The sequence below is a fragment of the Variovorax sp. 770b2 genome (assembly GCF_900115685.1).
GTDB lineage: Bacteria > Pseudomonadota > Gammaproteobacteria > Burkholderiales > Burkholderiaceae_C > Variovorax.
The window spans coordinates 929,358-955,097 of record NZ_FOXJ01000001.1 but is presented as its reverse complement, the minus strand read 5'-3'; the positions used below and the strand labels follow the sequence as shown (position 1 = coordinate 955,097).

The following is a 25,740-nucleotide window of genomic DNA, read 5'->3' as shown; positions in this document are numbered from 1 at the left end:
CGGTTCAATGCTCCTGGGGAACGGTAGGGGTCTTGCGCATCGGGTGCAAGACAACGGGGCGCTCCGTCGCGCGGCGCTGGGCCATGCGTTCGGCCGCGCGGGTGCGGTCTTTGACGTCGCCGGCGAGCTGTCCGCAGGCGGCGTCGATGTCGTCGCCGCGCGTCTTGCGCACGGTGGTCACGAGCCCCGCTTCGCTCAGCGCCCTGGCAAACGCGAGCACGCGGGGCTGCGGCGAGCGCAGAAGGCCCGAGGCCGGAAACGGGTTGAACGGAATGAGGTTGAACTTGCACGAGACATCGTGCTTGCGCACGAGCTCGATCAGCTGGCGCGCGTGCTCGGGCTGGTCGTTCACGCCGTCGAGCATGCAGTACTCGAAGGTAATGAAGTCGCGCGGCGCGTGTTCGAGGTAGCGCTTGCAGGCCTCGAGCAGCTCGGCAATCGGGTACTTGCGGTTGAGCGGCACGAGGTCGTCGCGCAGCGCATCGTTGGGCGCGTGCAGCGAAACGGCCATGGCCACGGCGCAGTCGGTGCCCAGGCGATCGATCATCGGCACGACACCGGAGGTCGACACGGTGACACGGCGGCGCGACAGCCCGTAGGCGTTGTCGTCGAGCATGGTGCGCAGGGCGGGCACCAGCGCCGAATAGTTCTGCAGCGGCTCGCCCATGCCCATCATCACCACGTTGGAGATGACGCGGTCGTCACGCTTCAAGTGCTTGCGCAGGAAATGTTCGGCAAACCACAGCTGGGCGGTGATTTCGCCCGTGCTGAGATTGCGGCTGAAGCCCTGATGCCCGGTCGAGCAAAAGCGGCAACCGACCGCACAGCCGGCCTGGGACGACACGCACAGGGTGCCGCGGTCGTCCTCGGGAATGAATACGGCTTCGACGGCATCGCCGCCGCCGACGTCGAACAGCCACTTGATGGTGCCGTCCTTGGATTCGTGCTGCGTGAGGACCGTCAGGGCCTCGACGCGCGCGGTGGTCGCGAGCTTTTCGCGAAGCGACTTGGCCAGATCGGTCATCTGGGTGAAATCGCTGGCGCCACGCTGGTGAATCCAGCGGAACAGCTGCGTGGCGCGGAAACGCTTCTCGCCGAGCTTTTCGCAGAACGCGGCCAGTCCCTCGAGATCGAATTCGAGCAGGTTGGCCGTGGTCATGGAATCAGTCGGCAGACAGCCTCAGCGGGCGTAGACGTTGAGGCCGGCGAAGAAGAACGAGACTTCGTTCGCTGCGGTTTCGGCGGCGTCCGAGCCGTGCACGGCGTTGGCGTCGATGCTGTCGGCGAAGTCGGCGCGGATGGTGCCGGCGGCTGCCTTCTTGGGGTCGGTGGCGCCCATCAGGTCACGGTTCTTGGCGATGGCGTTTTCGCCTTCGAGCACTTGCACGAACACGGGGCCCGAGATCATGAACTCGACCAGGTCCTTGAAGAAGGGACGCTCCTTGTGGACCGAGTAGAACTGTTCGGCTTCGTTGCGCGACAGATGCACCAGCTTGGCGGCGACGATCTTGAGGCCGGCAGCTTCGAAGCGGGAGACGATCTTGCCGATGACGTTCTTGGCGACTGCGTCGGGCTTGATGATGGAGAGGGTACGTTCGATAGCCATTGAAATGCTTCCTGCAGCTTTGATTTTGAAGTGTTTTGTCACAACTGCAACGAATTTGTTTCGCAACCAGTCGACAAAGCCTCTGATTTTAACCGGCGCGGCCCATGGGATTGGTGAAAACCCCGCGAAAGCCGCGCTGTGACGGCTGGCTTTCAGCGCCCGCGGCGGCGCGAACCGGCCGGGCCGCCGTAACCGCCACCCCCTGTGGCGCCACCGCCTCCGCTGCGACGCCCCGGTCCGCCGCGCTGCTCCTTGCGCTGGCGCGAGAAGCTGTCAGCGCCGATGTAGCCCAGCGACGTCTTCATCGGATCGGGCTGGTTGGCGCCGCTCGGCTGGCGATCGTCGCCCTGACGATTGCCGCCCCCCTGCCCCTGGCGGTTGTTGCCGCCGGCATTGCCGCGGCGCTGCTGCTGCTGCGGCGGGCCGCCGTTGCCGCCGCCGCGGTTGGCGCGGCCACCGCGATCGCCGCGCGGCGGGCGACCGTCGCCCAGCGGATTCGGAATGGGCGCCTCGCGCCCGTCATCGCGCATTTCGCGCGGTTGCTGGCCTTGCTCTTGCCCCTGACCTTGGCCCCCGGCATTGCGGTTGCCACGGCGTTTCTTGTTGCGCCCGTTGCGGCCACCGCCTTCGGGGCCGCCGGGACCGCGTTGCTGCGGCGCCGCGGGGCGCGCAGCGGCGCCGCCCGAAGCCTGGAACAGCGCGCGGATGTCGCGCTCGTCCAGCTCCATCCAGGCGCCGCGCTTCAGGCCGCGCGGCAGCACCATCGCGCCATAGCGGATACGGATCAGCCGGCTGACCGCATGGCCCACCGACTCGAACAGCCGGCGAACCTCGCGGTTGCGGCCTTCGGAGATGGTCACGCGGTACCAGCAGTTGGAGCCTTCGCCGCCGCCCTCTTCGATGGTGCCGAACTGGGCCATGCCGTCTTCCAGGCGCACGCCGTCGAGGAGCTTCTGCTTCTCTTCGCTGCTGAGGGCCCCCAGCACGCGCACCGCGTACTCGCGCTCCAGGCCGAAGCGCGGGTGCATCAGTTGGTTGGCCAAGTCGCCCGAGCTGCTGAACAGCAGCAAACCTTCGGTGTTCAGGTCGAGGCGGCCGACCGACTGCCACTTGCCCTGCTGCAGGCGCGGGAGCTTGCGGAACACGGTGGGCCGGTTCTGCGGGTCGTCATGCGTGACCACTTCGCCCACGGGCTTGTGGTACGCGATCACGCGCGGCGGCGGCGGTGCGATGCGGTAGCGGATGGGCTTGCCGTTGATCTTGACCTGGTCGCCGTACTGGATGCGCTGGCCGATGTGGGCGGGCTCGTTGTTGACCGAAATCCGGCCCTGCAGGATCAGCGACTCCATCTCGAGCCGCGAACCGAGGCCCGCTTGCGCCAGCACCTTGTGCAGCTTGGGCGAATCGGCCTCGGGCAGCAGCACGCGCTTGAGCGGCGGCACCTCGGGGCTTTCCTCGTCGGCATCGAACTGGCCCGAAATGACGTCGGCGAAGCGGATCGGCTCGGTCGGCGGGGCGTTGCGCTGTTCACGCTCGGCAGCGCGGCGGGCGCGGTCCAGGTCGTCTTCTTCCTCGTCGGGTTCTTCGTCTTCGTCTTCTTCCTCGTCGTCGCCTTGATCGCCGCGGGGCGCCTCTTCCATCGGGCGCTCCTCGCGGGCGGCTTCGACCGGGGCAACGTCTTCGGACGCCGCAGCGGCAACCGACGTTTCGACTGCGGGTCCTGTGGGTTCTACGGGCTCGGCCTGCGCGATTGCAGAAGGTGCCTCGGCCTCATCGGCTGCCACCTCCACCACCTTCTTCTTGCGCGGGCGCCGCTTCTTGGGAGCCTCGCCATCGGCAGGCGCTGCGGAATCGATACCGGCATCCGCAGCCTGTTCGGTCGCTGGCGCCTCCTTTTGCTCGGATTCAGGCGCGACCGGCTGGATTCCCGCGTCGTCGATGTCAGATGGGCTCATGGGGTTTTTCCGGAGGAACTGCGTGGGGGTCGGCCTCGTCCTGGGACGCGGCATCGGGGTCGGAATCGGGGACGCGGGTGGGTTCGACTTCGGCGGGAGACTCGGCCTCATCGCCTGCGGGGAGCGGGGCCTGGTCCGCTTCCTCGGCCACGTCGGCAGACGCGGCATCTTCAGCCACCTGCGCTGCAGCGGCTTGCACCACTTCCGCGGGGGCTTCGACGGCGGCGTCCGCTGGCAGCGGCGCCTCTTGCGAGGCTTCTCCCGGCGCCATGTCCGCATCGCCATCGGCGGAGGCATCGGCATCCGACTCGGCCACGACGTCCATGGGCAGACCGGGCTGGTTGCCGGACGCCTGCTCGAGCGCATCGACCAGGGCGGCCTGCTGCGCGGGGGTTTCGATCAGCGGCAACTGGTCCAGCGATGCAAGCCCGAGATCGTCGAGAAACTGCCGGGTGGTCGCGTACAGCGCAGGCCGGCCGACGGTTTCGCGGTGGCCGATCACCTCGACCCAGCCGCGGTCTTCGAGCTGTTTCAGGATCAGCGAGTTGATCGTGACGCCCCGGATGTCTTCCATGTCGCCGCGCGTGGCCGGCTGGCGGTAGGCAATGATGGCGAGCGTCTCCAGCGCGGCGCGCGTGTAGCGCGGCGGCTTCTCGGGGTGCAGGCGATCGAGGTGGTCGCGCATCTCGGGCCGGCTCTGGAAGCGCCAGCCGCTGCCGACGCTCACCAGCTCCAGGCCGCGTTGCGCCCAGTCTTCCTGCAGTTCAAGCAACAGCACCTTGATGGTGTCCACGCCCAGCTCGTCGTCGAACAGCACGCGCAGATCGCGCACCGGCAACGGCTGGCTCGAACAGATCAAGGCGGTTTCGAGAATGCGCTTGGCATCCGCCGTATTCATGGTTCGCGTTATCCGGGAAAAGGCGCCTCGAAGGCGCTTGTTCAGAAGGATGAAAGAAGGAGGCGTTGCCGGCACGCGGCGAGTGCAACGCAGGGCCGGCATCGGGGCCGGCGCGGCCCTCGGGCCGTCAGGCGCGATTGTAGTCCAGCCCCCAGGACTGCAAAGCCTGGACAAGGTCCGGCGGCGGCGGCGAGCGGAACTCCAGCGCCGCTTGCGTGATGGGGTGCACGAACGCGAGCCGGAACGCATGCAGCCCCTGGCGCGCCAGGCCGACGGCCGGGGCGCCGCCGTACAGCGCGTCGCCCACCAGCGGATGGCCGATCGACGCCATGTGCACGCGAATCTGGTGCGTGCGGCCGGTTTCGAGCGTGCAGCGCACCACGCACCCTTCCGAATGGCTGTCCAGCCGCTCGATCAGCGTGCGGGCCGTCTTGCCCGAATGGCGCTCCAGGTCGACCACGGCCATGCGCAGCCGGTTGCGCGGATCGCGCCCGACCGGGGCATCGACCTGGCGGGCCGCGGCGCCGACCCATGGCTTGTGCCCGATCGCAAGGTACTGCCGCTTGACCTCGCGCGCGGCGATCAGCGCCACCATCGCGTCCATCGCGGCGCGGGTGCGCGCGACGACCATCAGCCCGCTGGTGTCGCGGTCGAGCCGGTGCACGATGCCCGCGCGGGGCAGCAGCACGGCCTTCGCATCCAGCGCCAGCAGCCCGTTCAGGAGCGTGCCGCTCCAGTGGCCCGGGGCCGGATGCACGACCAGGCCGGCCGGCTTGTCGACGATGCGCAGGTGCTCGTCCTCGAACACGGTGACCAGATCCATCGGCTCGGGCCGGAAGGCCTGGCTCTGGGGCGTGGGCTTCAGCTCGATACGCCCCGCCTGCCCCGCGCGCACGGTGGCCGAGGCCTTGGTGAGCGTGCGGCCCTGAAGCTCGACCGCGCCGGCTTCGATCAGTTGCTGCAGGTAACTTCTGGAAAACTCGGGCACCAGGACGGCCAGTGCCCGGTCGAGCCGCTGGCCATGCTGCGCCTGGCTGATGGCGAAGGGGCGCAGTTCGCTCGATTCGACCGGATCGGCGCCCTCTTCGAGCTCCATGGTTTCCGGGGGATCGGCCAAAGGGTCGGTCGATATAATTGAAGGCAACTGTTTCACGAAAGCCGTATGTGATGTTTCGCGCCAAATTATCGGTCCCCGCCTGGATCGCGCTCAGCGCGGCGGCCCTGCTCGCTACCGGCTGCTCTTCCACCAAGGAAGACAAGACTGCCGGATGGAGCCCCAACCGCATTTACTCGGAAGCCAAGGACGAAGTCGGCTCGGGCGCCTACGACAAGGCAGTGCCCCTGTACGAGAAGCTCGAAGGCCGCGCCGCCGGGACCCCGCTCGCGCAGCAGGCGCAGCTGGAAAAAGCCTACGCCCAGTACAAGAGCGGCGAAAAGGCCAGCGCCATCGCCACCATCGATCGCTTCATGAAGCTGCACCCGGCCAGCCCGGCGCTCGATTACGCGCTCTACCTGAAGGGCGTGATCAACTTCAACGACGACCTGGGCATGTTCGCGTTCCTCACGCGCCAGGACCTGTCCGAGCGCGACCAGAAGGCCGCCAAGGAATCGTTCGAATCGTTCCGCGACCTCGTCACGCGGTTCCCCGATTCACGCTACGCCCCCGACGCGCGCCAGCGCATGAACTACATCGTGAACTCGCTCGCGCAGTACGAAGTTCACGTGGCGCGCTACTACTACTCGCGCGGCGCCTACCTGGCAGCCATCAACCGGGCGCAGATCGCGCTGTCCGATTACCGCGAAGTGCCGGCGCTCGAGGAAGCTCTGTACATCATGGTGAAGTCGTACGACGCCCTCGGCATGAACGACCTGCGCGACGACGCCCAGCGCGTGCTGACCACCAACTATCCGCAGAGCACCTACCTCGCCAACGGCTTCAAGGGCAACAACGACCCTTGGTGGAAGCTCTGGTAAAGCGCTAGCCAGGATTCCTGAGGGCGCCGATGGCGCTCTCGAAATCCGCCTCGGTTTCCAGCCGCCGCATCGGCGGCAGCGCCGCCAGCAAGCGGCGGCCATAGCCCATCGCCACCAGCCGCGTGTCGCAGATCGCCAGCACGCCGCTGTCGGTCTCGCGGCGAATCAAACGCCCTGCCCCCTGCTTGAGCGCCACGGCCGCCTCGGGCAACGAATAGTCGCTGAACGAACTGCGCCCTTGCGCTTCCAGGCGCTGCGAGCGGGCCTCGACCAGCGGATCGTTGGGCGGCGGGAACGGCAGCTTGTCGATCACCACCAGCTGCAAGGCGTCGCCCGGCGCATCGAAGCCCTCCCAGAACGACGCCGACGCCACGAGCACGCAGCCGGCACGTCCCTCGTTCGCGCCTTCACGGAATCGCTCCATCAGCACGCGCTTGGGAAGCTCGCCCTGCACCAGCACCTCGGGCCGCTCCGCCGCATCGAGCAGTTCGAAGTGCTGCTTCATCGCGTCGCCGATGGTGCGCAATGCGCGCAGCGTGGTCGTCAGCACGAGCGTGCGCCCGCCAAGTTCGGCAGCGCCGCGTGCGGCCAGTTGCGCGACCTTCGCGCTGTGCGAGGCGTCGTTGGGTTTCGGAAAGACGCGCGGCACATAGAGCGCGGCCTGCGACGCGTAGTCGAACGGGCTCTGCACGCGCAGCACCTCGGCATCCCCCAGCCCGCACGGTTCGGTGAACCAGCGCAGCGTCGGCTCGTCGCCCAGCGTGGCGGAGGTGAAGACCCAGGCGCGGCGGTCGGGCTCCCGCTCCTGTGCCGCGGGACGCTCGCCGTAGGCGTCGGTGTCGCTGTCGTCTTCGTCGTCCGGCTCGCTGATCTTGAGCACGCGTTTGCGCATCGCCTCGGCGATGTCGAGCGGTGATTCGATCAGCCGCAGTTGCGAGCCCACGTCCACCCAGCGCACCGAATCGACCGCGCAGGGCAGCGCGAAACGTGCCGCGCGCTTGGCAAGCTGCTGCGCCCGCTCGTGCAGGCGCACGAAGTCGGGAGAAATTTCGCTGACGGTGTCCAGCCCCTCGGCCGCGAGCTCGAACGAATGTTGCAGATCCTCCAGCGACCTTTGCCAGGCCCCAGGGTCGACGCCCTCCGGCGACTCTCCCATCCAGCGCAGCTTGGCCCCGGGCCATTGCTTGCCGACCACCAGCCGCAGTTCGCGCGCGGCCCGCTCGACGGCCGCCACCAGTTGCTGCCAATCGACCAGCCCGCGCGCGTGCTGCAAGCCCGCGCCCAGCATGTCGCGCGCGAAGTCGAGTGCCTGGCCACTGCCCAGTTGCGCGCCCAGAAACTGCACGCCGGTCTCGTTGAGCTGGTGCGCCTCGTCGAACACCACCACGCTCACGGTCGGCAGCAGTTCTGCCATGCCGGTCTCGCGCACCGCGAGATCGGCAAAGAACAGGTGGTGGTTGATGACCACGATGTCGGCCGCCAATGCCTCTCGCCGCGCCAGGTTGACGTGGCAGGGCTTGAACTGCGGGCACTGCGCGCCCAGGCAGTTCTCGCGCGTGGAGGTGATCAAGGGAATCAGCGGCGAACGCTCGTCGAGCCCGGGCAGCTCGGCCAGGTCGCCGGTGCGCGTCGCCTTGGACCATTGCTCGATCTTGGCGAGCGTGCGCAGGCTCCCGCGCTCGGGCAAGGAGGCATCGTGGCGCGCCGTGTCGAGCCGGTGCAGGCACAGGTAGCTGCCGCGCCCCTTCAAGAGCGCCGTGCGCACAGGCAGCCCGAAGGCTTCGACCAGCCGCGGCAGGTCGCGGCCGAACAATTGGTCCTGAAGCGTCTTGGTGGCCGTCGACAGCAGCACGCGCTCGCCGCTCAGCAGCGCCGGCACGAGGTACGAAAAAGTCTTGCCGACGCCGGTGCCGGCCTCGACCACCAGCACGCCGCCCTGGTCGATGGTGCGGGCCACCGCCATTGCCATGTCGGTCTGGCCCGAGCGTTCGCGAAACTGATCGGCGGCATGCGAGAGCACCCCGCCCTGCGCGAACGCATCGCGCACCTTGTCCTGGAGCGTTTCCGTCACGCGGGCTCTCTCGGATCGAGCATGTTCTCCACGCGCGTGATCTGGTCGCGCAGCGCGAGACGGCGCTTCTTCAGGCGCCGCAGCAGGAGCTCGTCTTGCGGCGAGGCTTCGGCGAGGCGGTCGATGGTGGCGTCCAGATCGGCATGCTCGATGCGCAGTTCGATCAGTTGGCGGGAAAGGGAGTGGAGATTGGAGTCCAACGGTGGGTGTGCGAACGCAGGGTTTGCGCGGCGCATGTTCATTCGATAATACGTCCTGATACGAATTTACGAGAAGACAGGAAGCGCGCCTTTGGCGCACATGTGCTCATGACCCAAGGCTTTCGACTTGCCGCCGCCACCGGACTCCACAAGGGAGACCGCCCCTATCAACAGGACCAGGTGTTGATGATGAGCCATCCGCGCACGCCGGGCTGTGTCCTGGGCGTCATCGCCGATGGAATGGGCGGGCGCAGCGGTGGCCGCAAGGCCTCCGACCAGGTGCTGATGACCGCGCGCCAGCTCTTTACGCGCTACCACCCCGACCGCGACGACCCCGAGGCGGTGCTGCGCCAACTGCTCGACGACGCGCACACGGTCATCAAGCTCACCGCGATCTCCAGCGAGCAGGAGCCGCACAGCACGCTGGCTGCGTTTCTCATGAACCCCAAGGGCGACTGCGCGTGGATTCATGCGGGCGACTCACGCATCTATCACTTTCACGACGGGCAATTGATCAAGCGCACGCGCGACCATTCGTATGTGCAGGCGCTGGTCGACCGCGGCCAGATCAGCGAGGCCGAGGCCAACGTGCATCCGCAAGGCAACATCCTGCTCGGCTGCCTGGGTATGGCCACGACGCCGCCGCCCATCGACCCGCACTACATCCCGAAGATGCAGACGGGCGACCTGCTGATGGCGTGCAGCGATGGGCTCTGGCACTACTTCAGCCCCGCGGAACTGGCGAGCGTGCTGTATGCGCAGCCGCCGCGCGACGCGGTCGAGATCCTGGTGGGAGAAGCGCGTCGCCGGGCCCGCGGAACGGGCGACAACATCTCGATCGCCGTGCTGAAGCTCGACCCGCTGCCTACAGCGGCAGCGGCCACCGCAACGGCCTGATCGCCGGGCCCTCGGCGCGTCGGCGTTGATGCTCAACGCGTCGGTGCCGATGTGCTCAGCGCGCCGGCGCCGATGCGGCCGTGGCCGGCGGCAGCGGCGCGCCGCGCGGCTTGGTGCGGTTGGTGTTCTGCCGCTCGCGGCTGGCCCTGTGCTCTTCGGCCTTCTTCTGCTTGTCGGCGAACTGCGCGGCCGCTGTCGGCGCCTCGGCGCGGCGTTGCGCGGCCTTGGCCTCCGCATCGGCGTGCGCCTTCTGCTTGTCGTCGAACTGTCGCTGGCGCTCGGCCGCCTCGGCGGCCGTGGCGGCACGGCTGGTTGCATGGTCGGCTGCGCGCTGCTCGCGGTCTTTCTGGCCCTGCTGCGACTGCTCCTTCTTCTCGGTGGTGTCCGCCGGGCGTTGCGTCGCGGCCTTCTGGTCGAGCTTCTGCAACTCCGCGGCACCGGCGCGCTGGCGCTGGATGTCGTTGATCGCCGTTTCCTGGCGCTTGATGCTGTCGAGTTCCGTGCGCCTGCGGCCGCGGCTTTCGCGCAGGCAGTCCTCGACCGCGAACTTCTTGTAGCAGGCCGCGCGCTCCTTCACGAAGCGCGCTTCGATCGCCTCGCGCTCGGTGGACAGCCGGCTGCGTTCGGCATCGAGATTGGCGTTGCCCGCCGCGGCGTTCGACTGCGCCCAGAGCGGAAGGCTGGCCAACGTCATCAGCAAGGCAAGGGCGATTTTTTTCATGTGAGTCGGGTATCGACGATGCGGCGTTCCAGGGAGAGGAACTCGCTCGATTGCATTTCGGTGAGCCGGGAAACCGTGCGCGGAAACTCGTGCGCCAGCGGACCCTCGGTGTACAACGCCTCCGGCGGAACCTCAGCCGACATGATGAGCTTCACGCGCCGGTCGTACAAGACGTCGATCAGCCAGGTGAAACGGCGTGCTTCCGAGGCCATGCGCACCGGCATGTGCGGCACGTCGGACAGGAGCACGGTGTGGAACTGGCTCGCGATCTCCAGGTAGTCGTTCTGCGAGCGCGGTCCGCCGCAGAGCGTCTTGAAGTCGAACCAGACCACGCCGCCGGCCTTGCGCCGCGCGCGGATCTCGCGCGCCTCGATGTGCAGCACCGGGCTTTCGTCGGCCGTCTCGGCCAGCTTGTCGAAGGCCTTGCGCATTTCCTTTTCCGTCGACGCATCGTTCGGCGTGAGGTACATGCGCAATTGCTCGAGCGTGCGGCGCCGGTAGTCGGTGCCGTTGTCCACGCTGAGCACTTCCAGCTTCTCGTTGAGCAGCGCGATCGCGGGCAGGATGCGGTCGCGGTGCAGCCCGCCGGGATACAGGTCGTCGGGCTTGAAATTGGAGGTGGTGACGAAGCCCACGCCGTTCTCGAACAGCGACACCAGCAGCCGATGAAGAATCATCGCGTCGGTGATGTCCGCCACGTGGAACTCGTCGAAGCAAATGAGCTTGTAGCGCTTGGAGATGCGCAGCCCCAACTCGTCCAGCGGGTTGACCGTGCCCTGCAACTCGCGCAGCTCGCGGTGCACCTCGCGCATGAATTCGTGGAAGTGCAGGCGCGTCTTGCGGCGCAGCGGCACCGCGTTGAAGAACAGGTCCATCAGGAAGCTCTTGCCCCGCCCGACGCCACCGTACATGTAGACGCCGCGCGGCAGCTCGGGCCGGTTGATGAACTTCTTCAGCGCATTGGAACGCTGGGCCTTGTACTCGGCCCATTCGTTCGCGCAGCGATCCAGCGCCTCCACGGCGTGCAGTTGCGCGGGATCGCTCTGGAACCCGCGCGCGGCGAGTTCCTTTTCGTAAGCCTCTTTGACGCTCAAGATAGACCTCAGGTCGCCGCCGGGCCGCCCCAAGGCGACCGAGCCTTCCCCGCGAGGGGTGGCGCAGTCCGCGAAGCGGCAAGCCGGAGGGCGAACATCCTTAGAAGTTGAGCGTGCGCTTGTCCACCGCCAGGGCGGCTTCCTTGGTGGCTTCCGACAGCGACGGGTGCGCGTGGCAGATGCGCGCGATGTCCTCAGCGCTCGCCTTGAACTCCATGGCCACCACGGCTTCGGAGATCAGCTCGCTGACCTGCGGGCCCACCATGTGCACGCCCAGGATCTCGTCGGTCGTCGCATCGGCCAGGAACTTGACCATGCCCGTCGTATCGCCCAGCGCGCGCGCGCGGCCGTTCGCCAGGAACGGGAAGCTGCCGGCCTTGTAGGCGCGGCCTTCGGCCTTGAGCTGCTGCTCGGTCTGGCCGACCCACGCGATCTCGGGGTGCGTGTAGATCACCCAGGGAATCGTGTTGAAGTTGACGTGACCGTGCTGGCCGGCAATGCGCTCGGCCACGGCAACGCCCTCTTCCTCGGCCTTGTGCGCGAGCATCGGGCCGCGCACCACGTCGCCGATCGCCCACACGTTGGGCAGGTTCGTCTTGCAGTCGCCGTCCACGGTGATGGCACCGCGTTCGTCCAGCGCCAGGCCCACGGCGTCGGCAGCCAGGCCGATGGTGTTGGGCACGCGGCCGATCGAGACGATCAGCTTGTCGACGTCCAGCACCTGGGCTTCGCCCTTGGCGTTGGTCCAGGCGATCGAGATGCCCTTCTTGCCCGACTTGATCTCGCCGACCTTCACGCCCAGTTCGATCTTCAGGCCCTGCTTGTCGAACGCCTTCTTGGCTTCCTTGGCGATCTGCTCGTCCACCGCGCCCAGGAAGGTGGGCAGCGCTTCGAGCACCGTCACTTCCGAGCCGAGGCGGCGCCACACCGAACCCATTTCCAGGCCGATCACGCCCGAGCCGATCAGCGCGAGCTTCTTGGGCACGGCGCCGATGCGCAGCGCGCCGTCGTTCGACAAGATGTTCTCTTCGTCGAAGGCCGCACCCGGCAGCGCGCGGGCATTGGAGCCCGTGGCCACGATGATGTGCTTGCCGACGATGGTTTCCTCGGCAGCGCCCGCCACCTTGATCTCGTAGCCGCCTTCGGCGGCCTTCACGAACGAGCCACGGCCGTGGAACGACGTGATCTTGTTCTTCTTGAACAGGTAGGTGATGCCGTCGTTGTTCTGCTTCACGACCTGGTCCTTGCGGGCCAGCATCTTGTCGATGTCCAGCGCGAGGCCCGACACCTTGATGCCATGGTCCGCAAAGCCGTGGCCGGCGTGCTCGAAGTGCTCCGACGATTGCAGCAGCGCCTTCGAGGGAATGCAGCCCACGTTCGTGCAGGTGCCGCCCAGCGCGGGACCGCCCTTGGCGTTCTTCCACTCGTCGATGCAGGCCACGTTGAAGCCCAGTTGCGCCGCGCGGATCGCGGCGATGTAACCGCCGGGTCCGCCGCCGATCACGATGACGTCGAATTGTTTGGTCATTTGATTCTCGAAAATTTAGTGATGAACGCGCCGCACCATCTCGATGTGCGGTATCCCGTCTTCGTCGTAGGGCTCGCCCACCTTGGCAAAGCCCGCCGACTCATACAACTTCTGCAGGTAGGCCTGCGCGCCGATCCTCAACGCGGCATCGGGCCAGAGCTTGCCCGCTTGCAGGAGCCCCTGGTTCAGGAGCTCTTGCCCGATGCCCTGGCCGCGGTACGCGATGCCCGTCAGGACGCGCCCGATCGAGGCTTCCTCGTACGACACGCCCGGCGGCAGCAGCCGCAGGTACGCAGCCACCTGCGGCCGGCCCTCTGCGCCATCGTCCAGCGCGAAGAGGTGATGCGCCTGCGCGTCCTTGCCATCCGGGTCCAGGTACACGCAGCGCTGCTCCACGACAAAGACTTCGCTGCGCGCCGACAGGATCGCGTAGAGCTCCGGCGCCGTCAGAGCGTCGAAAGACTTGCAATACCACTCCATCGGCAGCGCGCGTGGATCAGATGTCGAACAAGAGGCGCGACGGATCTTCCAGCGCTTCCTTCATGGCGACCAGGCCCAGCACGGCTTCGCGGCCGTCGATGATGCGGTGGTCGTAGCTCATGGCCAGGTAGTTCATCGGGCGGATGACGATCTGCCCGTTCTCCACCACCGCGCGGTCCTTGGTGGCGTGCACGCCGAGGATCGCGGACTGGGGCGGGTTGATGATCGGCGTGGAGAGCATCGAGCCGAAGGTGCCGCCATTGGAGATGGAGAACGTGCCGCCGGTCATCTCTTCGATGCCCAGCTTGCCGTCTTGCGCCTTCTTGCCGTACTCGGCGATCTTCTTCTCGATGTCGGCAAAGCTCATCTGGTCGGCATTGCGCAGGATCGGCACCACCAGGCCGCGCGGCGAACCGACGGCGATGCCGATGTCGAAGTAGCCGTGGTACAGGATGTCGTTGCCGTCGACCGAGGCATTGATCACCGGGTACTTCTTGAGCGCGTGCACCGCCGCCTTCACGAAGAAGGACATGAAGCCCAGCTTCACGCCGTGTTCCTTGGTGAAGCTGTCCTGGAAGCGCTTGCGCAGTTCCATGACGGGCGCCATGTTCACTTCGTTGAAGGTCGTCAAGATCGCGTTGGTCGATTGCGACTGCAGCAGGCGCTCGGCGATGCGGGCGCGCAGGCGGCTCATCGGCACGCGCTGCTCCGGACGCTCGCCCAGGTCGGGCGAGCCCGTCGGCGAGGCGACTTGCTGCAGTGCGGGCTTGGCAGCCGGTGCGGCAACGGGAGCCGCCGCAGGCTTGGCGCCCGAAGCCACGGCGCCGAGCACGTCGCCCTTGGTGACGCGGCCGTCCTTGCCGGTGCCGGCAACGTCGGCGGTCTTCAGGTTGTTGTCGGCCAGCAGCTTGGCAGCGGCGGGCATGGCAACGTCCGACTTCGAACCACCGGTGGCTGCAGCGGCCGCGGCGGCCGGCGCAGGCGCTGCTGCGGCTGGCGCTGCGGCAGCGGGTGCTGCTGCAGGCGCGGCGGCGGCGGCCTTGCCTTCGGTGTCGATCCTGGCGATCAGCTGCTCGGCCACCACGGTGGCGCCATCGGGCTGCACGATTTCAGCCAGCACGCCCGCCGAGGGCGCGGGCACTTCCAGCACGACCTTGTCGGTCTCGATCTCGATCAGGATTTCATCGACGGCGACGGCTTCGCCGGCCTTCTTCTTCCAGGTGAGCATGGTGGCTTCGGCCACGGATTCGGAAAGCTGGGGGACTTTGACTTCTACGATAGACATTTGGAGATTGCTCCGTGTTTTTCTTGAGGGTGTTCGTGTGAAAAGAGGCTTGGATTACTTGGTCAGCACGAAGCCCTTGAGCTTGCCAAATGCGCCATCGACGAGCGCCTTCTGCTGTTCCTGGTGCAGGTGCGAGTACCCGACCGCCGGCGATGCCGAAGCGGCACGGCCGGAGTAGCCCAGCTTCTGGCCGTCCTGCATGTTTTCGTGGATGTAGTGCTGCACGAAGAACCAGGCGCCCTGGTTCTGCGGCTCGTCCTGGCACCACACCACGTCCGCGAGGTTCGGGTACTTCTTGATCTCGGCCGCAAACGCCTTGTGCGGGAACGGGTAGAGCTGCTCGACGCGGATGATCGCCACGTCGTCGCTGCCCTGCTCTTCGCGCTTCTTGGCCAGGTCGTAGTAGACCTTGCCCGAGCAGGCGATCAGGCGCTTGACCTTCTCGGCCTTCAGGCCCTTGCTGTCGGGAATGACGGTCTGGAAGCTGCCCTTGGTGAACTCGGACAACGGCGAGGTCGCGTCCTTGTTCCGCAGCAGCGACTTGGGCGTCATGATGACCAGCGGCTTGCGCAGGTTGCGCACCATCTGGCGGCGCAGCACGTGGAAGATCTGGCTGGCCGTGGTGGGCTGCACCACCTGCATGTTGGTGTCGGCGCTCAGCTGCATGAAGCGTTCCAGGCGCGCCGAGCTGTGCTCCGGGCCCTGGCCTTCGTAGCCGTGCGGCAGCATCATCGTCAAGCCGTTGACGCGGCCCCACTTCACTTCGCCCGAGGCGATGAACTGGTCGATCACCACTTGCGCGCCGTTCACGAAGTCGCCGAACTGGGCTTCCCAGATGACGAGCGTGTTCGGGTCGTTCGAGGCGTAGCCGTATTCGAACGCGAGCACGGCCTCTTCCGACAGGATCGAGTCGATCACGACGAACGGGGCCTGGTTCTCGGCCACGTTCTGCAGCGGCGTGAAGGTGCCGGTGTCGAACTTCTCGCGGTTCTGGTCGTGCAGCACGGCGTGGCGGTGCGTGAACGTGCCGCGGCCCGAGTCTTCGCCCGACAGGCGCACCGGGTAGCCGCTGGCCACCAGCGAGGCGAAGGCCATGTGCTCGCCCATGCCCCAGTCGACGTTGACGTCGCCGCGGCCCATGGCGGCGCGGTCGTCCAGCACCTTCTTCACGAGCGGGTGCACCGTGAAGCCGGCCGGCACCGTGGTGATCTTCTCGGCCAGGCGCTTCCACTCGGACGACGGGATGGCGGTGTCGCCGGCGTCGGTCCACTTCTTGTTGAGGTACGGGCTCCAGTCGACGGCGTACTTGCTCTTGAAGTTGGTGAGCACCGGATCGACGGTGTTCTTGCCTTCGTCGAAGGCCGCGCGCTGCGCCTTGACCATGTCGTCGCCCAGCGTGTCGCCCAGGCCCTGAGCGGCCAGCTTGTCGGCATACAGCTTGCGCGTGCCGGGGTGCTGGGCGATCTTCTTGTACATGAGCGGCTGCGTGAGCGAGGGGGTGTCCTGCTCGTTGTGGCCGAGCTTGCGGAAGCAGATGATGTCCACGACCACGTCCTTCTGGAATTCCATGCGGAAGTCCAGCGCGAGCTGGGTGGCGAGCACCACGGCTTCGGGGTCGTCGCCGTTCACGTGCAGCACCGGCGCATCGACCATCTTGACGATGTCGGTGCAATACAGCGTCGAGCGGCTGTCGCGCGGGTCGCTGGTGGTGAAGCCGATCTGGTTGTTGATGACGATGTGCACCGTGCCGCCGGTGGAGTAGCCACGGGTCTCGGCCAGCGCCAGCGTTTCCATCACGACGCCCTGGCCTGCGAAGGCGGCGTCGCCGTGCACGATGACGGGCAGCACCTGCTTGCCCAGCGGGTCGGCGCGGCGGTCCATGCGGGCGCGCACCGAGCCTTCGACCACAGGGTTCACGATTTCAAGGTGCGAGGGGTTGAACGCGAGGCTCAAATGCACCGGGCCGCCGGGGGTGGTCACGTCCGAGCTGAAGCCCTGGTGGTACTTCACGTCGCCGCTGGGCAGCTCTTCGGGGGCGGTGTGGTCGAACTCTGCGAACAGGTCGGCGGGCATCTTGCCCAGCGAATTGACCAGCACGTTCAGGCGGCCGCGGTGGGCCATGCCGATCACGATTTCCTGCACGCCCTTGGCGCCGGCCTGGGTGATCAGTTCGTCCATCGAGACGATGAAGCTCTCGCCGCCTTCGAGCGAGAAGCGCTTCTGGCCGACGTACTTGGTGTGCAGGAAGCGCTCCAGGCCCTCGGCCGCGGTCAGGCGGTTGAGCACGTGCTTCTTCTGGTCCGCGTTCAGTTGCGGGTTGGTGCGGGCGCTTTCCAGCCGCTGCTGCCACCAGCGCTTGTGGTTCTGGTCGGTGGTGTACATGTACTCGGCGCCCATCGTGCCGCAGTACGTTTCGCGCAAGGCGTTGAGCAGGTCGCGCAGCGACATGGTCTCCTTGCCGAAGAAGGTGTTGCTGGTGTTGAACACCGTCTCGAGGTCGGCATCGGTGAAGCCGTAGAACGAGGGCTCGAGCTCCGGAATGGCCGGGCGCTCGGCGCGCTTCAGGGGATCCAGGTCGGCCCAGCGTGCGCCGACGTTGCGGTAGGCGGCGATCAGCTGCTGGACGGAGGTGCGCTTGCGGCCGAGTTCGGAGTCGGCGCCGCTGGCCTGCACGACCTTGGTCGTGCCCTGCTTGGCGCGCTCGGCGAAAGCGTTGATGACCGGCAGGTGCGGTACGTCGCGGGTGTTGGTGCCGTCGGCCGCGGGCACGTTCTGCAGGGCGTCGAAGTACGAACGCCAGTTGTCGGGAACGCTGCCGGGATTGGAGAGGTAGTTTTCGTACATCTCTTCGACATAGGGCGCGTTGCCGCCGAAGAGGTAGGTGTTGCCTTGATAGGCGGTGTACGCCGTGGGCGTAGAGGAATCGCTCATGATCCGCTGACCTTCGCTTCCCTGAAGGAAGCACTAGCTGGTTAAGAAACCTTCCGCGACACGGCTGAACCGATTGGCGGATGCGACTGTGGCTGGGGAAGGGCCTGAGTACCTTGGCATTGTGCCACGTCAACCATATGACGGCGGCAAGGGGGTCCGCAACCCCCATTGGGGAGATATCAGCCCCTATCGAGTAACTGTTTGATCTGCTGCAGCGTGGCCGGGTCGTCGATGGTCGTCAGGTCGCCCGGGTCGCGCTGCTCACACACGGCCTGGATGGCGCGCCGCAGCAATTTGCCGCTGCGGGTCTTGGGCAGGCCCGAGACGAAGCGCACGCGCGCGGGCCGCGCGAGGGTGCCGAGCTGGTCGGCCACCACTTTCATGATCTCGCCTTCGAGCTTCAGTGCCGCATCGGCGTCGGTCACGGCAAGGCCGTCCTTCGGGACGACGAAGGCCATCGCCACCTGCCCCTTGAGCGCATCGGCCACGCCGACCACCGCGACCTCGGCCACGTTGGCGTGGCCCGAGATGCTCTCCTCGATCTCGCGCGTGCCCAGGCGGTGGCCCGCCACGTTGATCACATCGTCGGTGCGCCCCAGGATGTAGAAATAGCCGTCCGCATCGCGGATGCCCCAGTCGAAGGTCGAATAGACCATCTTGCCGGGCACGCTCTTCCAGTAGGTGTCGACGAAGCGCTTGTCGTCCTTCCACACGGTCTGCATGAAGCCCGGTGGCGTCGGCCCCTCGACCACGACCACGCCCTTTTCATTCGGTGCCGTGAGTTCCTCGCCGGTCGACTCGTGCAGGATCTTGATGCGGTAGCCATACATCGGGATGCCCGGGCTGCCGAACTTGCTGGGCTTGGCCTCCACGCCGTTGGCGATGGTGATCATCGGCCAGCCCGATTCGGTCTGCCAGTAGTTGTCGATGATCGGCACGCCCAGGCCTTCGCTGATCCAGCGCGCGGTCGGCTCGTCGAGCGGCTCACCCGCCAGGAACAGCGCGCGCAGGGTCGAGAGGTCGTATGTCTTCAGCAGCGCCGGGTCCTGCTTCTTGAGCACGCGCACCGCGGTGGGCGCGCTGAACATCACCGTCACCTTGTACTTCTCGACCAGGCGCCACCAGATGCCGCCGTCGGGCTGCCGGTCGATGCCCTGCGTGGGCAGCCCCTCGTACAGGATGGTCGCCATGCCGGCGATCAGCGGGCCGTAGACGATGTAGCTGTGGCCCACCACCCAGCCGATGTCGCTGGTCGAGAAGTAGGTTTCGCCGGGGCGGCCGTCGAAGATGTGCTTCATGCTCGCGGCCAGCGCCACCGCATAGCCGCCCACGTCGCGCTGCACACCCTTGGGCTTGCCGGTGGTGCCGCTCGTGTAGATGGTGTAGCTGATGTCGGTCGAGACGAGCCACGTGCAGGGCACTTGCGCATCGAGGTGTTTCTGGCGGAGGTCGCTGGCCAGGTGGTCGCGGCCGGCAGCCAGGTCCATGGGCGCCAGACCCCGGTCGGTGAGCAGCACCGCGGCCGGCTTGTACTTCGACAGGCGGATCGCCTCGTCCAGCAGCGGCTTGTACGCGATGACCTTGCCGCCGCGCGAACCCGCATCGGCGCTCACGACGACCTTGGGTTCGGCGTCCTCGATGCGGGTGGCCAGCGAGCCGCTCGCGAATCCGCCGAACACCACGCAGTGGATGGCGCCGATGCGGGCGCACGCCAGCATCGCGAAGGCGGCCTCGGGAATCATCGGCATGTAGATGAGCACGCGATCGCCCTTCCCCACGCCGAGTTCGACCAGGCTGGCGGCGGTGCGCTGCACCTCGGCGTGCAGTTCGCTGAAGCTGTAGCTCTTCTCGACGCCGGTTTCGGTGGACACGAAGATCAGCGCCTGCTGGTCGCCGCGCGCGGCCAGGTGCCGGTCGACCGCGTTGTGGCACAGGTTGGTCGTGCCGCCCACGAACCAGCGCGCGAACGGCGGCTGGCTGGCATCCAGGATCTGCTCTGCGGGGGCCTGCCAGTCGATCAGCTTCGCCTGCTCGGCCCAGAAGGCCTCGGGCGCGTCGACGGACTGGCGGTAGAACTCTTCGTAGCGGCTCATCTCGGTTTGTCTCCTGTTATTCGTCCGGCTTCGGCAGTCTCGCCAAAACTGAATTCATAATTATGGAGACCGATCTTGCAGCAAGCTGACGGCCGGAACAATCCGGCCGAGCCCTGCCCGGCAGGCCGCAATTTGGCTATCGGGCTAGCGGACCAGCGCGAGCACTTCAGGAAATGCGGGGTGTTCCGCGGTGCGCAGCCATTCGAAGGCAACCATCTCGGTCGTCACGAGCTCGGCGCCGGCGCCGGCCAGCCGGTCGAACGCGGCGTCGCGGTTGCGCTCGGTGCGCGAGCCGCAGGCGTCGGTGACCACCCAGACCTCGAACTCGTCTTCCAAGAGGTCGAGCGCGGTCTGCAGCAGGCAGACGTGGGCTTCGCAGCCGGCGATCACGATGGTGTTGCGCTCTTCGGCCGCGGCGGCCGGCTTCTGCAGGTGCTTGGGGAGGCTCCGGGCATTGCCCTGCGGCACCTTGGCCGGCACGCGCAGCCATTCGCCCAGGCCCTCTTCCACGCCGCTGAAGTGCATCTTGGGCAGGGTGCGCTGGCACAGCGCGCGGATGTCCGGCACGTTCTCGCCCAGCTTGGAGGGGTTGTGCTCGGTGCCGAAGACCGGCACCTCGAACAGCCGCGCCAGCTTGCCCAACCGCACCGCGTTCTGCGCGACCGCTTCGGTCTCGAAGATCGCAGGCATCAGTCGCACCTGGTAGTCGACCAGAACGAGTTGGGATTGCGAGGCGTCGAGCAGCATGAACGGTGTCTTTCAGGTATCGGTTGAATTGGGTCGAACCGTACCACCGAAAAGATCGGGTTGGCCCGCCGACGCGGGCTCGCCGGCATCTTCCTTCGTCGCTGGGGCGGCGGAGCGCTGCGTCAGTTGCGCCAGGTAGGTCTTGAACAGGGCATCGGCCGACTGTTTGAACATGCGGATGCGGCCGGTGTGCTGCATCAGCAGCAGGCCGACGCCGTGCGCGAAGAGAGCCGTGTTTTCCTGCAGCGCCAGCGCCGCGTCGAGGCCCATGGCCAGCAGCGCGTCTTCGCAGGGGCGCAGCGCGTCGTAGAGGCGGTCGTTCAGTTCGTGGTCCAGCTCGCTGGTCAGGCCGCGGGGGCGCATGCCGTGCACGAGGTAGAAGCCCAGGTCCAGGTCGCGCGGGTTCGCTGCGTAGAAGTCGAACCAGGCCTGCGCCTTGGCGGCCAGGGTCTTGTCCGGCCGGCTCCTGGACACCTTCGCCTCGGCCACGGCCGTCTGCAGGCGCAGCAGCGATTCGTCGAGCAGCGCGGCGTAGATCGCCTCCTTGCTCTCGAAATACGAGTAGATGGCACCGGGCGTGTAGCCGGCCTTTTTCGCGATTTCCCGAATGCTCGCGCCCTCGATGCCCGCCTCCCCGAACACCGTGCGGGCGGCGTCGAGCACCAGGGCACGGCGGGCGTCGGTGAGGGTCTGGCGGCGTTGGAGCTTGGCGTGCATGGGCGGCACTATAAGCCTCGGATTGGGCACCGGTTCATATTTTTTAACATTGATATAAAAAATGAACAATGTTCAAATATTTGTGCCGACGATCAAAACCCGGAGACAACCGATGAACGCCCCACTCCCTGCCGCCGCCCTCATGTCCGGCGCCGACTACCGCGAATCGCTTCGCCGCTACAGCCCCAACGTGTTCGTCGATGGCCGCCGCGTCGACAGCGTGGCCGATGAAGCCGCCTTCCAGCCCGGCATCAATGCCATCGCCCTCACCTACGACTACGCCCTGAAGACCGAATACGAGCCGCTGATGACCGCCGTGCAGCACACCAGCGGCAAGCGCGTGAACCGGCTCTCGCACATCAACACCAGCTCCGGCGACCTGCTCAACAAGCTGGAGGCCGTGCGGCTGGTCTGCCAGGAAACCGGCTGCGCCCAGCGCTACCTGACGCACGACGCGCTCAACGCCATCGCGCAGGTGTCCGCGCGCATCGACGACGCGCGCGGCAGCACCGAGCACACCGCGCGCTTCCGCGAGTACCTGCATCGCGTGCAGGACCAGGACCTGACCCTGGGCGTGGCCATGACCGATGCCAAGGGCGACCGCAGCCGCCGGCCGCACGAGCAGGCCAACGTCGACAGCTACCTGCACGTGGTCGAGCGCAACGCCCGCGGCATCGTGATCTCGGGCACCAAGGCCATCGTGACCGGCGCGCCCTACGTGCATGAACTGCTGGTCATGCCCTGCCGCAACATGGGCCGCGAAGACGCCGACTTCGCCGTGTGCTGCGCCGTGCCGCTCGATGCGCCCGGCCTCACCATCGTCGCGCGCCCGGCAGGCCGGCCCGGCGAAAAGCTCGAGCACGGCGATGCGCTCTTCAGCCGCAAGTACGGCCAGAGCACCGGCGTGTGCATGTTCGACAAGGTCTTCGTGCCGTGGGAGCGCGTGTTCTACGCCGGCGAATGGGAGCACTCCGGACACCTCACCTACAGCTATGCCACCCACCATCGCCACAGCTGCATCGGCGCCCGCGCCGGCTTCGGCGACCTGCTGATCGGCGCCGGCGCCTTGATGTGCGAGGCCAACGGCTTCGATCCCGGCAAGGAAAGCCACCTGCGCGAGCAGATGGTCGAGCTCATCACCATCACCGAGAGCTTCTTCGCCTGCGGCGTGGCGGCCAGCGTCTACGGCAAGGCCGACGAACACTGTGAAGTCTTCATGCCCGACCCGGTGTTCAGCAACATCGGCAAGCTGCTGCTGGCGACAAAGATCTACGACATGCACCGCATCGCGCACTACGTGAGCGGCGGCCTCATCGTCACGCTGCCCGGCCCCGACGAAGACCACACCCCCGAGCCCGCCGCCCGCCTGTCGGACGTGCTGCGCGCCAATCCGGCGATTCCCTACGAGCAGCGCATCGAGACGGCCCGCTTCATCGAAGACCTGACCGCGGGCTACCAGGGCGGCTGGTACAGCGTGATCAGCTTGCATGGCGGCGGCTCGCCGGCGGCGATGAAGCAGGAGATCTGGCGCAACTACCCGGTCGGCTCGAAGGTCGAGCTGGTCGAGCGCATCCTGGAGCGCGGCATTGCGGCCGACGGATCGCCCGCCGCCGCGCCGCACGACCCGGCGCGCGCCATCACGAAGAATCGCCAGCCCGGCAAATGCTGCGACACCGGCTGCACGACGCCCGGCCAGCCGGTGATGGTCGACCTGCCGGTGTCGCTGCGCACCTAGACTCCGGCGGATGCGGATTCTCTCCACGCGAGGCCACCTCCAGGTTCTGAGCTTGTGCGCGGCGCTGCTGGTCGCGGGTTGCGGCGGCCTGCGCACGGCCAAGGTCCCGCTGGACACCACGCTCGAAAAAAGCACCTGCACAGCGAACGCCGACACGCTCCTCGTGATGCTGCCCGGCGCGTATTCGCACCCCGACGAGTTCGTGCGCGAAGGCTTCGTCAGCGCCCTGAACGACAACAGGCTCGCGGTGGACGTGGTGCGGGTCGATGCGCACCTGGGCTACTACAACAACAAGACGATCCTCGAGCGCCTCGGCCAGGACGTGATGGCGCCGGCGCGCAGCCAGGGCTACAAGTCGATCTGGATCGTCGGCATCTCGGTCGGCGGCTTCGGCGCGCTGCTCTACGCGCAGACGCATCCCGGCGAACTCGCGGGCCTCGTCACGCTCGCTCCCTATCTTGGCGAGCGCGGCCTCAGCACCGACATCGCCAATGCCGGCGGCATCGCCCGCTGGACCGGACCGTTGAGCGATCCACCCGGCAGCGACCCACGCACGCCGAACGAAACGCAGCTCTGGCAATGGCTGCGCGGCTACGTCGGTGCCAGCGCCACCTTCGGCGCGCGGCCGCCGCTCTATCTCGGCTACGCGGTCGATGACCGCTTTGCCTTCAGCCACCGGCTGCTCGCGGCCGCGCTGCCGGCGGACCGCGTCTTCACGACGCAAGGCGGCCACGACTGGCCCGAGTGGACGCGGCTCTGGCGCCGCATGCTGCCGACCCTGCCGCTGCCGGGTTGCCCCGGCTGAATCGCGCGCTCAGTTCGGCCGCAGGCGCAACAGCTTGCCGTCGGCCTCGTCGGTCAGCACGTAGATGAGGCCGTCCGGCCCCTGCTTCACGTCGCGGATGCGCGCCCGGCTGTCGGTCAGCAGCTTGTGCTCGGCGACCACCTTGCCGTCCTTCAGTTCGATGCGGTCCAGGTAGCCGAACTTCAGCGAACCCACGAAAAGGTTGCCCTTCCAGCCCGCCCCGTAGCGGTCGCTCGTGAGGAACGCCATGCCCGATGTCGCGATCGATGGCACCCAGTAGTGCAGCGGCTGCTCCATGCCGTCCTTGGCGGTGATGCCCTCGCCGATCTTGCCGCCGCCGTAGTTCTCGCCGTAGGTGATCACCGGCCAGCCGTAGTTGCGGCCGGCCTGCGGGATGTTGATTTCGTCGCCGCCCTGCGGGCCGTGCTCGGTCATCCAGAAGCGGCCGTCGGGCGCGAGCGTCGCGCCCTGGCCGTTGCGATGGCCGTAGCTCCAGATCTCGGGCAGCGCGCCTGCCTTGCCGACGAAGGGGTTGTCCTTCGGCGCCGAGCCGTCCTTGTTGATGCGCACCACCTTGCCCAGGTGGTTGTCGAGCTTCTGCGCATCTTCCTTCCGGCTGAAGCGGTCGCCCAGCGTGAGAAACAGCGTGCCGTCGCGCGCCTCGACGATGCGGCAGCCGAAATGCGCGCGGCTCGCCACCTTGGGTTTCTGGCTGAAGATGATCCTGAGGTTCTCCAGCCGGGCACCGTCGGCCGACAGCTGGGTGCTGGCCAGCGCGGTGCTGTTGCCGGAACCACCGGCCTCCGGTTCGGAGAAGCAGAAATACAGCGTGCGGTTCTTTTCGAAGCCTGTATCGGCCAACACGTCGAGCAATCCGCCCTGGCCTCCGGCGGCAATGGCGGGCAAGCCTGCGATGGGCGCACCGATCTTTCCGCCCTCGCCGATCAACCGCAGGCGGCCTGGACGCTCCGTGACCACGTAGCGGCCGCCCGGCAGAAAGGTGAGGCCCCAGGGGTTTTCGAGGCCGGCCGCCAGGATTTCAGGTCGCCCCTGCGCCAGGGCCAGCCCGCACAACCCCAAAGCAGCGCCGGCCACAGCGCGGCGCGTAAGACGAAAGATCGCACGAATCTGCAGGTTCATGTCTTTTCCGGAGAGTTGGCGCAATCTTGGCGGTAATTAACGCCCGAATCCAGGCCATTGGCCATTTCACCCCGATGCCGAAGGCCCATTCGAAACGAACCACTTATGGGCCATAAAGGTCGACCGTTACATTTTTTCTTCGGCCGAATCGAAAAACTTCAAGCAAATCAATGATTTGCAGACACATTCGCTAATTCAGATTAAATTGACATAACCGCGCGTCATCAATATCCTACGCGGCATGCGTTTTTTCGTCCTACCCGCGTCCCTCCTGTTTGCCGTCGCTGTCCATGCAGCCCCTCCACAGGATCGAACCGATGACGAACTGGCCGGGTTGCTCGCAGACAAGGGTCTGATCGGCCAACTCAAGCAGGTCCGTCAAACAGTCACCGAACGAACTTCCGACCTGGTGGTCACCGCCATCGGCTTCCTCGGAGTCCCCTACCGCCGCGGCGGCAACACGGCAGAGTCCGGTTTCGATTGCAGCGGCTTCGTCCGCGCGATGTACAACCAGACCGTCGGCCACATGCTCCCCCGCCGCGCCGAAGAGCAAGCCGCCGCCACCGAGAAGATCGACCGCAGCCAGCTCAAGCCCGGCGACCTCGTGTTCTTCAACACCATGCGCCGCGCCTTCAGCCATGTCGGCATCTACGTCGGCGAAGGCAAGTTCATCCACTCCCCCCGCTCGGGCGCCCAGGTTCGTGTCGAAGACATGAACGGCAGCTACTGGCAACGCCGCTTCGACGGCGCCCGCCGCGTGCTTGGCGGCGCACCGACCGAAGAGATCAAGGCCGCAGCGGCCAACGCCCGGACCGGCGACTGATCCTCTTCCTCGGTCAGGACGAAAAAAATCCCGCCGCGGC

22 protein-coding genes are annotated in these 25,740 nt (G+C 66.8%); 5 read left to right on the top strand and 17 right to left on the bottom strand.

Annotated elements, in window-relative coordinates; genetic code table 11:
• Nucleotides 1-4 precede the first annotated feature (4 nt).
• The 5 genes from rlmN to BM133_RS04255 form a co-directional block, all read right to left on the bottom strand.
• Nucleotides 5-1,159, bottom strand: a complete 1,155-nt coding sequence (rlmN, locus tag BM133_RS04275; protein WP_093431884.1) for a dual-specificity RNA methyltransferase RlmN — start codon at nt 1,157-1,159, stop codon at nt 5-7.
• A 21-nt stretch (nt 1,160-1,180) separates the two neighbouring features.
• The gene (ndk, locus tag BM133_RS04270; RefSeq protein WP_093431883.1) at nt 1,181-1,606 is read right to left on the bottom strand and encodes a nucleoside-diphosphate kinase; all 426 of its coding nucleotides are present in this window, start codon (nt 1,604-1,606) and stop codon (nt 1,181-1,183) included.
• 152 nt (nt 1,607-1,758) lie between these two features.
• On the bottom strand, nt 1,759-3,561 hold the full coding sequence (locus BM133_RS04265; RefSeq protein WP_093431881.1) for a pseudouridine synthase: 1,803 nt from the start codon (nt 3,559-3,561) through the stop codon (nt 1,759-1,761).
• On the bottom strand, nt 3,548-4,459 hold the full coding sequence (scpB, locus tag BM133_RS04260; RefSeq protein ID WP_093431880.1) for an SMC-Scp complex subunit ScpB: 912 nt from the start codon (nt 4,457-4,459) through the stop codon (nt 3,548-3,550). Before scpB ends, BM133_RS04265 begins: the two co-directional genes overlap by 14 nt.
• 127 nt (nt 4,460-4,586) lie before the next feature.
• Nucleotides 4,587-5,555 carry an RluA family pseudouridine synthase gene (locus BM133_RS04255; RefSeq protein WP_093431878.1) on the bottom strand — a complete coding sequence of 323 codons (969 nt, stop codon included), beginning with the start codon at nt 5,553-5,555 and terminating at the stop codon, nt 4,587-4,589.
• 71 nt (nt 5,556-5,626) lie between these two features.
• Between BM133_RS04255 and BM133_RS04250 the strand changes: the two genes are divergently transcribed.
• Nucleotides 5,627-6,433 (top strand): outer membrane protein assembly factor BamD, encoded by an 807-nt coding sequence (locus BM133_RS04250; RefSeq protein ID WP_093431877.1) that lies wholly within the window; start codon nt 5,627-5,629, stop codon nt 6,431-6,433.
• Nucleotides 6,434-6,437: 4 nt separating this feature from the next.
• Here the strand turns inward: BM133_RS04250 and BM133_RS04245 are convergent, their stop codons facing one another.
• Nucleotides 6,438-8,504: a DNA repair helicase YoaA gene (locus BM133_RS04245; protein ID WP_093431875.1), complete on the bottom strand. Its 2,067-nt coding sequence runs from the start codon at nt 8,502-8,504 to the stop codon at nt 6,438-6,440.
• Nucleotides 8,501-8,704, bottom strand: coding sequence for a YdcH family protein (locus BM133_RS04240; protein WP_041943815.1), 204 nt, complete (start codon nt 8,702-8,704; stop codon nt 8,501-8,503). The genes BM133_RS04245 and BM133_RS04240 overlap by 4 nt, the downstream gene beginning before the upstream one ends.
• Before the next feature lie 108 nt (nt 8,705-8,812).
• Here BM133_RS04240 and BM133_RS04235 point away from each other — a divergent pair, with 108 nt between their 5' ends.
• A complete protein-coding gene (locus tag BM133_RS04235; RefSeq protein ID WP_093431873.1) occupies nt 8,813-9,601 on the top strand; it encodes a PP2C family protein-serine/threonine phosphatase in 789 nt (262 codons plus the stop codon).
• Nucleotides 9,602-9,656: 55 nt separating this feature from the next.
• On the opposite strand, the gene BM133_RS04230 is transcribed toward BM133_RS04235, so the two are convergent.
• The 9 genes from BM133_RS04230 to BM133_RS04190 all read right to left on the bottom strand — a co-directional run bounded on the left by BM133_RS04230 (nt 9,657) and on the right by BM133_RS04190 (nt 21,197).
• On the bottom strand, nt 9,657-10,322 hold the full coding sequence (locus BM133_RS04230) for a hypothetical protein (RefSeq protein WP_093431871.1): 666 nt from the start codon (nt 10,320-10,322) through the stop codon (nt 9,657-9,659).
• Nucleotides 10,319-11,416 (bottom strand): cell division protein ZapE, encoded by a 1,098-nt coding sequence (zapE, locus tag BM133_RS04225; RefSeq protein WP_093431870.1) that lies wholly within the window; start codon nt 11,414-11,416, stop codon nt 10,319-10,321. The genes BM133_RS04230 and zapE overlap by 4 nt, the downstream gene beginning before the upstream one ends.
• Before the next feature lie 100 nt (nt 11,417-11,516).
• A complete protein-coding gene (gene lpdA / locus BM133_RS04220) occupies nt 11,517-12,944 on the bottom strand; it encodes a dihydrolipoyl dehydrogenase (protein ID WP_093431868.1) in 1,428 nt (475 codons plus the stop codon).
• A 15-nt stretch (nt 12,945-12,959) separates the two neighbouring features.
• Entirely contained in the window at nt 12,960-13,424 is a 465-nt protein-coding gene (locus BM133_RS04215; RefSeq protein WP_093431867.1) for a GNAT family N-acetyltransferase, read from the bottom strand.
• 16 nt (nt 13,425-13,440) lie between these two features.
• Nucleotides 13,441-14,709, bottom strand: a complete 1,269-nt coding sequence (gene odhB / locus BM133_RS04210; RefSeq protein ID WP_093431865.1) for a 2-oxoglutarate dehydrogenase complex dihydrolipoyllysine-residue succinyltransferase — start codon at nt 14,707-14,709, stop codon at nt 13,441-13,443.
• A 54-nt stretch (nt 14,710-14,763) separates the two neighbouring features.
• Nucleotides 14,764-17,640 carry a 2-oxoglutarate dehydrogenase E1 component gene (locus BM133_RS04205; RefSeq protein WP_093431864.1) on the bottom strand — a complete coding sequence of 959 codons (2,877 nt, stop codon included), beginning with the start codon at nt 17,638-17,640 and terminating at the stop codon, nt 14,764-14,766.
• Between the two features lie 179 nt (nt 17,641-17,819).
• Complete coding sequence (locus tag BM133_RS04200; protein WP_256219191.1) at nt 17,820-19,787, bottom strand: propionate--CoA ligase; 1,968 nt, start codon at nt 19,785-19,787, stop codon at nt 17,820-17,822.
• A 90-nt stretch (nt 19,788-19,877) separates the two neighbouring features.
• Complete coding sequence (locus BM133_RS04195) at nt 19,878-20,480, bottom strand: isochorismatase family protein (RefSeq protein WP_093431861.1); 603 nt, start codon at nt 20,478-20,480, stop codon at nt 19,878-19,880.
• Nucleotides 20,481-20,492: 12 nt separating this feature from the next.
• Nucleotides 20,493-21,197, bottom strand: coding sequence for a TetR/AcrR family transcriptional regulator (locus BM133_RS04190; protein WP_093431859.1), 705 nt, complete (start codon nt 21,195-21,197; stop codon nt 20,493-20,495).
• Nucleotides 21,198-21,309: 112 nt separating this feature from the next.
• On the opposite strand from BM133_RS04190, the gene BM133_RS04185 reads away from it, so the two are divergent.
• Together BM133_RS04185 and BM133_RS04180 are read left to right on the top strand one after the other, a co-directional pair.
• Nucleotides 21,310-22,932, top strand: a complete 1,623-nt coding sequence (locus BM133_RS04185; RefSeq protein WP_093431858.1) for a 4-hydroxyphenylacetate 3-hydroxylase family protein — start codon at nt 21,310-21,312, stop codon at nt 22,930-22,932.
• 10 nt (nt 22,933-22,942) lie between these two features.
• On the top strand, nt 22,943-23,737 hold the full coding sequence (locus tag BM133_RS04180; RefSeq protein WP_093431856.1) for an alpha/beta hydrolase: 795 nt from the start codon (nt 22,943-22,945) through the stop codon (nt 23,735-23,737).
• Nucleotides 23,738-23,746: 9 nt separating this feature from the next.
• Here BM133_RS04180 and BM133_RS04175 read toward each other — a convergent pair whose 3' ends face one another.
• Nucleotides 23,747-24,877 (bottom strand): PQQ-dependent sugar dehydrogenase, encoded by a 1,131-nt coding sequence (locus BM133_RS04175; RefSeq protein ID WP_093431855.1) that lies wholly within the window; start codon nt 24,875-24,877, stop codon nt 23,747-23,749.
• Nucleotides 24,878-25,118: 241 nt separating this feature from the next.
• Between BM133_RS04175 and BM133_RS04170 the strand changes: the two genes are divergently transcribed.
• Nucleotides 25,119-25,700 carry a C40 family peptidase gene (locus tag BM133_RS04170; RefSeq protein WP_093431853.1) on the top strand — a complete coding sequence of 194 codons (582 nt, stop codon included), beginning with the start codon at nt 25,119-25,121 and terminating at the stop codon, nt 25,698-25,700.
• The last annotated feature ends 40 nt before the right edge of the window (nt 25,701-25,740 follow it).

Coding starts and splice junctions, on each gene's coding strand:
- rlmN (WP_093431884.1), bottom strand. CDS start 1,159: ATGACCACGGCCAACCTGCTCGAATTCGATCTCGAGGGACTGGCCGCG.
- ndk (WP_093431883.1), bottom strand. CDS start 1,606: ATGGCTATCGAACGTACCCTCTCCATCATCAAGCCCGACGCAGTCGCC.
- BM133_RS04265 (WP_093431881.1), bottom strand. CDS start 3,561: ATGAGCCCATCTGACATCGACGACGCGGGAATCCAGCCGGTCGCGCCT.
- scpB (WP_093431880.1), bottom strand. CDS start 4,459: ATGAATACGGCGGATGCCAAGCGCATTCTCGAAACCGCCTTGATCTGT.
- BM133_RS04255 (WP_093431878.1), bottom strand. CDS start 5,555: ATGGAGCTCGAAGAGGGCGCCGATCCGGTCGAATCGAGCGAACTGCGC.
- BM133_RS04250 (WP_093431877.1), top strand. CDS start 5,627: ATGTTTCGCGCCAAATTATCGGTCCCCGCCTGGATCGCGCTCAGCGCG.
- BM133_RS04235 (WP_093431873.1), top strand. CDS start 8,813: ATGACCCAAGGCTTTCGACTTGCCGCCGCCACCGGACTCCACAAGGGA.
- BM133_RS04230 (WP_093431871.1), bottom strand. CDS start 10,322: ATGAAAAAAATCGCCCTTGCCTTGCTGATGACGTTGGCCAGCCTTCCG.
- lpdA (WP_093431868.1), bottom strand. CDS start 12,944: ATGACCAAACAATTCGACGTCATCGTGATCGGCGGCGGACCCGGCGGT.
- BM133_RS04215 (WP_093431867.1), bottom strand. CDS start 13,424: ATGGAGTGGTATTGCAAGTCTTTCGACGCTCTGACGGCGCCGGAGCTC.
- odhB (WP_093431865.1), bottom strand. CDS start 14,709: ATGTCTATCGTAGAAGTCAAAGTCCCCCAGCTTTCCGAATCCGTGGCC.
- BM133_RS04205 (WP_093431864.1), bottom strand. CDS start 17,640: ATGAGCGATTCCTCTACGCCCACGGCGTACACCGCCTATCAAGGCAAC.
- BM133_RS04195 (WP_093431861.1), bottom strand. CDS start 20,480: ATGCTGCTCGACGCCTCGCAATCCCAACTCGTTCTGGTCGACTACCAG.
- BM133_RS04190 (WP_093431859.1), bottom strand. CDS start 21,197: ATGCACGCCAAGCTCCAACGCCGCCAGACCCTCACCGACGCCCGCCGT.
- BM133_RS04185 (WP_093431858.1), top strand. CDS start 21,310: ATGAACGCCCCACTCCCTGCCGCCGCCCTCATGTCCGGCGCCGACTAC.
- BM133_RS04180 (WP_093431856.1), top strand. CDS start 22,943: ATGCGGATTCTCTCCACGCGAGGCCACCTCCAGGTTCTGAGCTTGTGC.
- BM133_RS04175 (WP_093431855.1), bottom strand. CDS start 24,877: ATGAACCTGCAGATTCGTGCGATCTTTCGTCTTACGCGCCGCGCTGTG.
- BM133_RS04170 (WP_093431853.1), top strand. CDS start 25,119: ATGCGTTTTTTCGTCCTACCCGCGTCCCTCCTGTTTGCCGTCGCTGTC.